The following is an 8,842-nucleotide window of genomic DNA, read 5'->3' on the forward strand; positions in this document are numbered from 1 at the left end:
GCTGACCTACAAAGGCCCTGAGGTGGTTCTCGCTCCCGGCCATGAGGTTGCTGTAGACCTGCTTTATGTCCTCGTTGTCGGTCTCTGAAATCCACTTCTCAAGGTCCTCTATGTCGGTCTCTTCGATGAGTGCTCCCACCTTGAGGGCATCAACAGTGCTCTTACTTCCCTGCTCAACCAGCCGGTCGTAGAGGTTCTGGAGCTCCTCGTTCTGGAAGACTCCGATCTGGTCAAGCGTGTCCGGGGCTGTCAAGTTGTACTTCTCAATCAAGCTCAGCACAGCGTCCATATGCCTCTGCTCGCTGTTGGCTATGTTACTGAACACCGCCAGTCCTGTCTCGTTGTAGAGCGTGAGGTAGACATCCCTGGCGAGCTTTTCCTCCTCCACCATATAGAGCAGGCCGTTAATCTCGTCTTCACTCAGAGGAGCGTAGTAAGTTGTGAGCGTGCTGCTGGGAGTTACAACGCTCTGGGCGGTTCCTGCATAGGGGTTTGGCCCTGGCTGGCCCCTCCATGCCGAGACTCCTCCGAGGGTCATTCCTATTAACAGGGCAATCAGCCCCAATCCAAACCACATCTTTCTCATGTTCTCAACCTCCTGCATGTGTAAGTTCAATATTACATATGTGCAAGAGGTTTATAAAGTTTACGGTTCTGGCGAGGCAAACGTTATTAACAGCAGGACCAAATTTCAATCATGGGCAACTTCATAATGGCATTCAACGAGCCCATGCTCGCTCTCAGCAACGCTCCTCACCGCGGGGGATTAACTGAGGCAGAGGGATTCTTCTTTTTGAAGGTCCCCAAGAACTACTCCGGAGATTACAAGAAGGACTGTCTGGTCTTCGAACAGGAGCACGACTTGAAGAACTTCGTCGGTTTCATGACGGCCGCGGAGGTAGATAAAGTTCTCTCAATAGCAAAAAGCGGGGAAGTTACAGCCTATGTTACCGCCGGGATAACAAATCCAGCAATAGCCGGCGAGGTTCCGCCTCCCTGGAAGCCGGGGACGATAAACATAGCACTTATTATCAACGACGGACTGACAGTCGGCGCGATGGCCAACGCTATAATGACCGCAACCGAGGCGAAGACTTACACCCTCCTAAAACTAGGTTACAATGCCACCGGAACGACGAGCGATGGAATCGGCATCTTCGCTTTTGGAGGAAACAAAGAGTGGGCAGGAACCGCCACAAAGCTCGGAATAAACATCGGAAAGGCCGTAAGGCAAGCTTTGGAAGAAAGCCTGAGAAAATGGGAGAAAACGAGGGGATAATTCAGGCCCCGAACTTCTCAGAGCGGTTCATGAGGTCCATCATTATGGGAACTATGTCGTGGCCTTTTATCCTTCCAAGGCCACCGCGCATGCACTCGCGCTCGCCGAAGGCCTCAGTTGAATCAGTTCTAACCCCACCGCCCGCTATTAACACGGGAACGGGGTTACCACTGTGGTTCATGACCTCACAGGGCGTGCTGTGGTCGCCGGTTATCGCTATCACCGTTTCCTCAAGGTCGATGTGGTCAATGATGTAGCCAATCATCCTGTCGGCCTTCTCAATCATCTCCGCCTTCAGCTTTGGATTGTTGTCGTGGCCCGCTGCATCAGTCGGCTTGAAGTGTAAAAACACGAAGTCGTATTCCTTGAGAAGCTCGACGGTCTTTTTTGCCTTGGCCATCTCGTCCGTGTCGTATTCACCGGTCGCTCCTTCTGGAGTGTAAACATCGAAGCCTATCGCCCTTGCAACGCCCTTAACGAGCGAAACCGCTATAACCGCTCCAGCCTTGACCTTCCACTGCTCCGTGAACTTCATTGGTATATCTGGATAAGTGCCCGCCCCCCTTATGAGGAGGTAGTTTGCTACCGGCTTGCCCTCCTTTCTGCGCTTCTCGTTGATTGGGTGCCTCTCAAGTACCTCATGAGCCTGTTTAACGAACTCCTCAAGGATTTCAGCCACCTTTTTGCTCTCCTCGTCCTGCCAGGTGAACTTCTTTGGAGGTTTGCCAGCTTCGTGCGGGTCGTTTTCCCCTACCTTATAGCCAGAGGCCATGCCTTTAAGAACCAGAACGGCTCTGTGACCTGTAGCCCCTACGAAGATGAAGTCAACAGGCAGTTTAACGTTCTCCTGTATTGCCTTCGCAAGTTCATGAGCTTCCTCCGTGCTTATCCTGCCAGCCCTTCTATCGACTATTATTCCGTTCTCTATTGTGGCGAAGTTCACCCTAAAGGCCAAATCGTCCTCGTCTAAGTCAAGCCCGACGCCGAGGGCCTCGAGGAAGCCCCTTCCACGGTAGACTTTGTAGGGGTCGTAGCCGAAGATACTGAGGTGAGCTGTATCGCTTCCAGCTGGTTGGCCGGGCTTTATCGGGTCCTGCTGGCCGAGAATTCCTATCTTTGCCAGCCTGTCCATGTTGGGCGTTTTTGCGTACTCAAGCGGTGTCTTTCCACCGAACTCCTTAATCGGTCTGTCCCCGAGGCCGTCGAGGATTATGAGAAGTCCCTTTCTCTTCTTCATACCTATCACCGTGGGTGATTAGTTGGCTTGGTTAATAAGTTTGTTGGGCAACCTTTTAAACTGTCCCAAGAAGGCAATTGAGGGGAGAGAAATGCTCGAGTTCGCAGTGTGGTCACTTTCAATCCTCATTGGAATAGCCGTTCTCGTGGTTGCCGGTGACAAACTTTCCGACAAGATAATCGAGGTTGCAAGAAAGGCCGGAATCTCCCCGCTAGTGATAAGCATCGTCCTTGTTAGTCTCTCAACGACGTTGCCTGAAATAACGACGAGTGCCTTAGCGAGCTATCAGGGGGTCAATGGGATAGCCCTCGGAAACGCCCTCGGGAGCATATTCGCCAACATTGCCCTCATTCTCGGTCTTGCCTCAATGATTAGGCCCCTAAAGGCCGGCCGTTCCGCCTACGAGAACTCCCTCGTTATGCTCGCCTCACTCGTCTTTCTCATAGTCCTCTCAATTGATGGGACACTGAGCCGACTCGACGGACTTCTGCTACTCCTTGCATACGTGGTCTACCTCCGGTGGCTTCTTAAGAAGCACGCGAGGAGTGAAGTGGACTGGGAACCAAGCGGGGAAGTTACGGCCTTTGATTACGTCCTCTTGGTTGTCCTCGGTTTCTTCCTCGTTGGCGGCGCCGAGATGGTCGTCTTTGGAGGTAAGAACATAGCGCAGGCCCTCGGCATATCTGATTTCGTCATTGGAGCCACCGTTGTCGCTATTGGAACTTCTCTGCCTGAAATGACCAACGCTCTCTACGGTGCACTGAGGGAGCGCGGAAGCATAAGCGTGGGCAACATAATTGGAGCCAACATAATGAACGCACTCGTTGTCCTTGGCATTGCCTCGCTCATAAGGCCAATCCGGACCGGTGCTTCGGTGTTGACAGTTGTTTTGGTTCTTTTCGCGATGATTCCTATGATAGCCTCACTGAAAAAGACTGGGGGAATAGACAGGCGCATGGGGGCGTACTTCCTAGTTCTCTACGCGGTCTATCTCGTCCTGATTTTCTCTGGAGTTGAGCTGTAAGGTTTTTAAACTCCCCACTCTTTCCTCCTCTGGTGGTGAGAATGAAAGTCCTGTGGGCGCCGTGGAGAATAGAGTACATACGCTCTCCAAAGCACGAGGGCTGTATCTTCTGTGACTTTCCAAAGGAAAACCGCGACAGGGAGAGGCTCATCCTTTACCGTGGAAAGCACGCCTTTGTCATTATGAACAACTACCCCTACAACCCGGGCCACGTAATGGTTGCCCCCTACAGGCACGTCGCCAACTGGGAAGAACTGACCGACGAGGAGCTCCTTGAGATAATGAAGCTCACCCAGCTGATTATCATGGCCATAAAGAAAGCAATGAAACCGGACGGCTTCAATCTCGGCGTTAACCTCGGTCGCGTTGCTGGAGCAGGAATAGACACTCACGTTCACCTCCACATAGTCCCAAGGTGGAACGGCGACACGAACTTCATGCCGGTAATAGCGGACACAAAGGTCATTCCCGAGTCTCTTGAAGAAGCCTACGACGAGCTCAAAAAAGCCATAGAAGAAGTTGAGAGGGAGATTTAAATCATTCTAGTGGCTCCTTTTGAGGACAAGCTTTTTATAGTCCTCACTCACTTCTTTTCTCGACAACTCCTGGTGGTGTCTGAGTTGGAGCGTAGAAGCGTTCCCCAAAGGAAGCCCCCCGTGAAGCGGGGCGAGCGCTACAAAGTTCGGATTGAAGCCCTTGGCAAAGGTGGCGACGGCATCGCTCGGATTAAGGGCTTCGTGATTTTTGTGCCCAACACTAATGTTGGGGATGAGGTCCAGATTGAGGTAAAAAGCGTGAAAGAGCGCTTTGCATTTGGGGAGGTCGTTGGTTAACCTCCTCATACTTTTTTTGCTCTTATCTTGAACTTCTTGTCCAGCGGAAGCCCCTCAAAGGGCTCTTTTCCGAGCTCTATAACTGGGATGTCAGCCTCAATAACACTCTCCTTCATACCCTGTCTAATCTTCAGCTCCTTGAGGTTGCCATCCTTAACCATTATGGCCAGATAAGTCCCGTCTTCTGCCTCTCCCTCAAGGATGAAGTCCTTTCCAAATTCCATTGCCACCCTCTTAACCAGCGCTGGGGCCGTCTCTGGTGTTATGTGCTCCACCTCGCCCTCGCTCCCGTGGAATTTGACCACTGGGCAGGCCACAGAGGAGCAGAACTCACGTATTGCCTCAGCTATTCCCTTTGTGAAGTTCTCAAGGGGCTTACCCATGAAAGTTTCCCCAAAACCCGCCCAGCTGGCCGTAACGCGGAGCTTTTTACCAATCATTTTGAACGTGACCGTTAGAATGCCCCTTTCTCCTCTGAAGGTGTATATAACCTCGTTCCGTCCTATTCCCACGTCGAGCTCGAATTCATAGCCAAAGTTGAATATAAACCGAGGAACCTTGAATCTTACCCGGCCCCCTTCGAACTTCTCGAAGTACGGGAAAAACGGTAGGGTCTTTTCGGGCTCGCTCAGGATTAACATAAGTGTCTCCCAATCGTATGGAATCTCGACCTCCCAGCTCTTGGACTTCATATTATTACCTCCTTCAAATTTCAATGAAAAGAATGCGCGTTGGTTTTTAAATCCTCCGCAAAATTACTCAGTCTCGGTTAGTTTTATCCAGCGTTCTTTCGTCCTTTTCCAACAGCCCTTTGGCATTAGTTCCCTCTCCGGACAGTAGCCGAGCTGTATACAACGCGGTCCAAGCTTTGCCCACCTTATAATTGGCCTCAGCTCATCGTTCCTCGCTATCTCCTCCAGCATCTTCCAGGCAACTTCGCGAATCTCCCACTGGGCCCGCTCGCAGAGCCTCAGTCCAAAAAAGTGCTTAAGCTCGCGGAGGTTCATGGTAACTACTATCTTTGTCCTAACTCCTTGAGGCAGGATGAAACGGGCATCCTCCTGATGAACGCCGGCCTTGTAGGTTTCCTCGTAGAGCCCGATGGCACTCCTCATGAGCTCTTTCCACTTCTCGTAGAGCTCCGGATTTTCTTTCACGCTCTCCGGGATTACAAAGGTCTCCTCAACCTCATTTGGGTTCAATTTTATGTAGCGCTGTGACTGTTGGGTATAGCTTGCAAGTCTATGTCTCACCAATTGATGCGAACATACGCGAGAACATCCCTCAATTGCAAAGGTAAGAACCGCATGCTCAAGGATTGACTCATGGCCGTAGCCAAGAACCCTCGGGAGGTGCATCTCGACGTCATTCTTGCTCATTCTTTCAAAGGCCTCGGTTTCCCAGCCCTCCCAGTAACTTATGAGCGCTGACCATGTGACAGTTTCGAGCGGTTTTTTCGTATAATTAACAAGTTTTACACTAACTTTATCATCCATTTTATCACCACTGCCTGTTAATTTGTGCCTTAATAGGTCTTTTCCGTCAAAAGTTGGCATGCTACCGAAATGCCCGGAGCTTCATTGTCCAAGTGTCGGTGTCAATAGGGAGTTATGGGATACTCTGCTGTACTTTGTCAAATTAAGGGGACCACAAAGATGTATTGTATCAAGTCATTGTCCGCCGACATCCAATAAACTCGTGTTTCAGCCGAATAAATCCGACGAAAGGGTTATTAAATTCCTAGCCAAGAGGTTTCCGGTGATTGCCATGGTAGTTAGTTTGGCCGGAAGGGACGTTCTCTGCCTTCAGGACTTTACGAGGGAGGAGATTGAGACTGTTCTCAAGACGGCGGAGATGATGAAGATTTGGAACAAGATTGGGAAGCCCCACCGCGTTCTCGAGGGGAAAACGCTTGCAATGATTTTCCAGAAGCCCTCAACGAGAACAAGGATTTCCTTCGAGGTCGGAATCTACCAGCTCGGTGGTTATGGCCTTTACCTCAACGCCAACGACCTCCAGCTGAGGAGGGGCGAGACGATAGCCGACACCGCGAGGGTTCTCAGCAGGTACGTTGATGGGATAATGGCAAGGGTTTACGCCCATAAAGACGTGGAAGACCTCGCCAAATACGCGAGCGTTCCCGTCATCAACGGTCTTAGCGACTTCTCTCACCCGTGCCAGGCTCTGGCAGACTACCAAACTATACTTGAGAAGAAAGGTCGCATAGCCGGCCTTAAGATAGTCTATGTTGGGGATGGAAACAACGTGGCACACTCACTCATGATAGCGGGCACAAAGCTCGGTGCTCACGTTGTAGTTGCAACGCCCGAAGGCTACGAGCCCGACGAGAGGGTCATCAAGTGGGCTGAACATAACGCGGCCGAGAGCGGTGGAAGCTTTGAGCTCCTCCACGACCCGGTCAAGGCCGTTAAAGACGCGGACGTCATCTACACAGATGTATGGGCGAGTATGGGACAGGAGGCCGAGGCTGAGCAGAGGAGGAAGATATTCCAGCCGTTCCAGGTTAACAAGGAGCTCGTCAAGCACGCCAAGCCGGACTACATCTTTATGCATTGCCTTCCTGCTCACCGCGGTGAGGAAGTTACTGATGATGTCATAGACAGCCCGAACAGCGTCGTCTTCGACCAGGCCGAAAACAGGCTCCACGCCCAGAAAGCGGTTATGGCCCTTGTCATGGGCGGGATTAAGGTTTGAGCTTTTCTTCTCCTTTCGTTTTCATTTAACTCCTGGCCCGTCCTGAAAGGCCGTTTTCATAGGGGGTGTGATTTATAAAAGCCCACTTTCATAAAAAAAGATCTTTACGGAGCGCTATTCCGCCCAATCTTTTCTTATTCTCCCAGGTTTATCATTTGTAGCGAGCTAGTAACTGTTTTCTTCTCTCCAACGTTGCTTCAACCGCCAAGAACCCCTGTGCGGATGAGGAAACGTTTGAAGCGTTCGTCGGGAAGCCCCAGAAATGCGTAACGTTGGAACTGCTCTGGGGAGAATAAGTCGTTGAGGACTGGTGTGTGGGCGAAACCGGCGGCGAACCAAGGCATCCGCTCACGAGGACGAGAATCCCAACCAACACCAAAGCCAGGAGTTTCCTCATTCTAATCTACTCCATATTCTCAACATTGAAGTTAAAAATTTCGCATGAACGTCGAAGCGCAGGTGTTTTAAACCTCCCACTCTACCAGTTATCATGCTTGAAAAGTTGTTTTCCCTCGGCTACTCCAAGACATTTGCAGAAAGATATTATCAGCTCTGGGGAGAGAGGGCTTTAAAAATAGTGGAGGCAATGGAAAGGCCCCTACCGAGGTGCTTCCGCGTTAACACGCTCCGCATAGGGGTGCCAAAGCTCACAAAGCTCCTCAACAAGAAAGGTTTCCAGTTTAAAAGAGTGCCATGGGCAAGGGAAGGTTTCTGCTTGACGAGGGAACCATTCTCGATAACCTCCACACCTGAATACTTAAGCGGTCTCCTCTACATTCAGGAGGCAAGCTCGATGTATCCCCCCGTTGCCCTCGAACCCAAACCCGGTGAAACCGTTGCCGACATGGCCGCCGCTCCCGGCGGAAAAACCTCTTACATGGCCCAGCTGATGGAGAACGAGGGAATAATCTACGCCTTCGACGTCGGTGAGGAGCGCTTAAAGGAGACAAGGCTTAACCTCTCCCGCCTCGGCGTTACCAACACGGTTCTCTTCCACAAGTCCTCGCTCTATATAGATGAACTCGGCGTTGAGTTCGATAAAATCCTCCTCGATGCCCCCTGCACCGGCTCCGGGACGATACACAAGAACCCAGAGAGAAAAGCTAGCAGGAGTATGGAGGACATCAAGTTCTGCCAGAACCTTCAGATGAAGCTCATCGAGAAGGGCCTAAGCGTCCTCAGGAAGGGTGGAATCCTCGTTTACTCCACCTGTTCTCTTGAACCGGAGGAGAACGAGTTCGTAATCCAGTGGGTTCTGGACAACTTCGACGTTGAGCTCCTCCCTCTGAGATACGGCGAGCCGGCCTTAGTTAAGCCCTTCGGAATCGAGCTGAGCGAAGAGATAAAAAAGGCGAAGCGCTTCTACCCGAACAGGCACGGCACAAGCGGGTTTTTTGTAGCAAAATTGAAAAAGCTCTGAGCTAATCTTTGGATTCCCTGGCAAGTTTTTCCTCTATCTCGTGGAGCTTTTTCTTCACGTCATCACTCAGAAGTTTTTCGAGCTCTTCTCTGGCTTTTTGAGCGAGCTCGAACTTTGAGTTGAACTTTCCGAGGTTTATCCACTCTATCTTCTTGTTTCCAGTGAAAACATCGATGTCACAGAGCCTTTTGTAACCCCTATACTCAAGTCCCTTAAGTAGGAATTTAACCTTTTCTGGTTTCTCCCACGTGAGAAGCTTGAGCTTATAAACGGGAACGCGCATAAAAGGTCTTGGGTAGTCCCAGTCCCAGCCCTCTCCCACTATAAAGCCCAA

The 8,842-nt window shown here is 51.0% G+C and carries 11 protein-coding genes and 1 pseudogene; 6 read left to right on the forward strand and 6 right to left on the reverse strand.

Annotated features, from left to right (window positions below):
- Window positions 1–586 (reverse strand): DUF2202 domain-containing protein (locus tag F7B33_RS06730; RefSeq protein WP_297073900.1); only part of this gene is annotated, 586 nt, incomplete at its 3' end.
- A gap of 111 nt (window positions 587–697) precedes the next feature.
- On the opposite strand from F7B33_RS06730, the gene F7B33_RS06735 reads away from it, so the two are divergent.
- Complete coding sequence (locus F7B33_RS06735) at window positions 698–1,279, forward strand: adenosylcobinamide amidohydrolase (RefSeq protein WP_297063782.1); 582 nt, start codon at window positions 698–700, stop codon at window positions 1,277–1,279.
- Window position 1,280: 1 nt separating this feature from the next.
- Here F7B33_RS06735 and F7B33_RS06740 read toward each other — a convergent pair whose 3' ends face one another.
- A complete protein-coding gene (locus F7B33_RS06740; RefSeq protein ID WP_297073901.1) occupies window positions 1,281–2,516 on the reverse strand; it encodes a 2,3-bisphosphoglycerate-independent phosphoglycerate mutase in 1,236 nt (411 codons plus the stop codon).
- A gap of 91 nt (window positions 2,517–2,607) precedes the next feature.
- On the opposite strand from F7B33_RS06740, the gene F7B33_RS06745 reads away from it, so the two are divergent.
- The 3 genes from F7B33_RS06745 to F7B33_RS06755 all read left to right on the forward strand — a co-directional run bounded on the left by F7B33_RS06745 (window position 2,608) and on the right by F7B33_RS06755 (window position 4,373).
- A complete protein-coding gene (locus F7B33_RS06745; protein ID WP_297073895.1) occupies window positions 2,608–3,540 on the forward strand; it encodes a sodium:calcium antiporter in 933 nt (310 codons plus the stop codon).
- 41 nt (window positions 3,541–3,581) lie between these two features.
- Entirely contained in the window at window positions 3,582–4,076 is a 495-nt protein-coding gene (locus tag F7B33_RS06750; RefSeq protein ID WP_297073903.1) for an HIT domain-containing protein, read from the forward strand.
- Between the two features lie 72 nt (window positions 4,077–4,148).
- Entirely contained in the window at window positions 4,149–4,373 is a 225-nt protein-coding gene (locus F7B33_RS06755; RefSeq protein ID WP_297063779.1) for a TRAM domain-containing protein, read from the forward strand.
- A gap of 5 nt (window positions 4,374–4,378) precedes the next feature.
- On the opposite strand, the gene F7B33_RS06760 is transcribed toward F7B33_RS06755, so the two are convergent.
- Both F7B33_RS06760 and thyX read right to left on the reverse strand, forming a co-directional pair.
- A complete protein-coding gene (locus F7B33_RS06760) occupies window positions 4,379–5,065 on the reverse strand; it encodes an STK_08120 family protein (RefSeq protein WP_297073896.1) in 687 nt (228 codons plus the stop codon).
- 63 nt (window positions 5,066–5,128) lie between these two features.
- Window positions 5,129–5,869: an FAD-dependent thymidylate synthase gene (gene thyX / locus F7B33_RS06765; RefSeq protein WP_297063775.1), complete on the reverse strand. Its 741-nt coding sequence runs from the start codon at window positions 5,867–5,869 to the stop codon at window positions 5,129–5,131.
- Between the two features lie 271 nt (window positions 5,870–6,140).
- On the opposite strand from thyX, the gene argF reads away from it, so the two are divergent.
- Complete coding sequence (gene argF, locus F7B33_RS06770) at window positions 6,141–7,088, forward strand: ornithine carbamoyltransferase (protein ID WP_297063784.1); 948 nt, start codon at window positions 6,141–6,143, stop codon at window positions 7,086–7,088.
- 151 nt (window positions 7,089–7,239) lie between these two features.
- Here argF and F7B33_RS06775 read toward each other — a convergent pair whose 3' ends face one another.
- Complete coding sequence (locus F7B33_RS06775) at window positions 7,240–7,485, reverse strand: hypothetical protein (RefSeq protein WP_297073897.1); 246 nt, start codon at window positions 7,483–7,485, stop codon at window positions 7,240–7,242.
- A gap of 93 nt (window positions 7,486–7,578) precedes the next feature.
- Between F7B33_RS06775 and F7B33_RS06780 the strand changes: the two genes are divergently transcribed.
- Window positions 7,579–8,508, forward strand: coding sequence for an RsmB/NOP family class I SAM-dependent RNA methyltransferase (locus F7B33_RS06780; protein WP_297073898.1), 930 nt, complete (start codon window positions 7,579–7,581; stop codon window positions 8,506–8,508).
- A gap of 1 nt (window position 8,509) precedes the next feature.
- On the opposite strand, the pseudogene F7B33_RS06785 reads toward F7B33_RS06780, so the two are convergent.
- Window positions 8,510–8,842: pseudogene (locus F7B33_RS06785) on the reverse strand (hypothetical protein); the annotation flags it as partial.

The organism is Thermococcus sp. (genome assembly GCF_015523185.1).
In the GTDB taxonomy this organism is placed as follows: Archaea; Methanobacteriota_B; Thermococci; order Thermococcales; family Thermococcaceae; genus Thermococcus.

What these genes read in the sequence shown, in the direction of transcription:
- F7B33_RS06780 (WP_297073898.1), top strand. Translation starts at nt 7,579, where the DNA reads ATGCTTGAAAAGTTGTTTTCCCTCGGCTACTCCAAGACATTTGCAGAA.
- F7B33_RS06745 (WP_297073895.1), top strand. Translation starts at nt 2,608, where the DNA reads ATGCTCGAGTTCGCAGTGTGGTCACTTTCAATCCTCATTGGAATAGCC.
- F7B33_RS06775 (WP_297073897.1), bottom strand. Translation starts at nt 7,485, where the DNA reads ATGAGGAAACTCCTGGCTTTGGTGTTGGTTGGGATTCTCGTCCTCGTG.
- F7B33_RS06740 (WP_297073901.1), bottom strand. Translation starts at nt 2,516, where the DNA reads ATGAAGAAGAGAAAGGGACTTCTCATAATCCTCGACGGCCTCGGGGAC.
- thyX (WP_297063775.1), bottom strand. Translation starts at nt 5,869, where the DNA reads ATGGATGATAAAGTTAGTGTAAAACTTGTTAATTATACGAAAAAACCG.
- F7B33_RS06750 (WP_297073903.1), top strand. Translation starts at nt 3,582, where the DNA reads ATGAAAGTCCTGTGGGCGCCGTGGAGAATAGAGTACATACGCTCTCCA.
- F7B33_RS06760 (WP_297073896.1), bottom strand. Translation starts at nt 5,065, where the DNA reads ATGAAGTCCAAGAGCTGGGAGGTCGAGATTCCATACGATTGGGAGACA.
- F7B33_RS06735 (WP_297063782.1), top strand. Translation starts at nt 698, where the DNA reads ATGGGCAACTTCATAATGGCATTCAACGAGCCCATGCTCGCTCTCAGC.
- argF (WP_297063784.1), top strand. Translation starts at nt 6,141, where the DNA reads ATGGTAGTTAGTTTGGCCGGAAGGGACGTTCTCTGCCTTCAGGACTTT.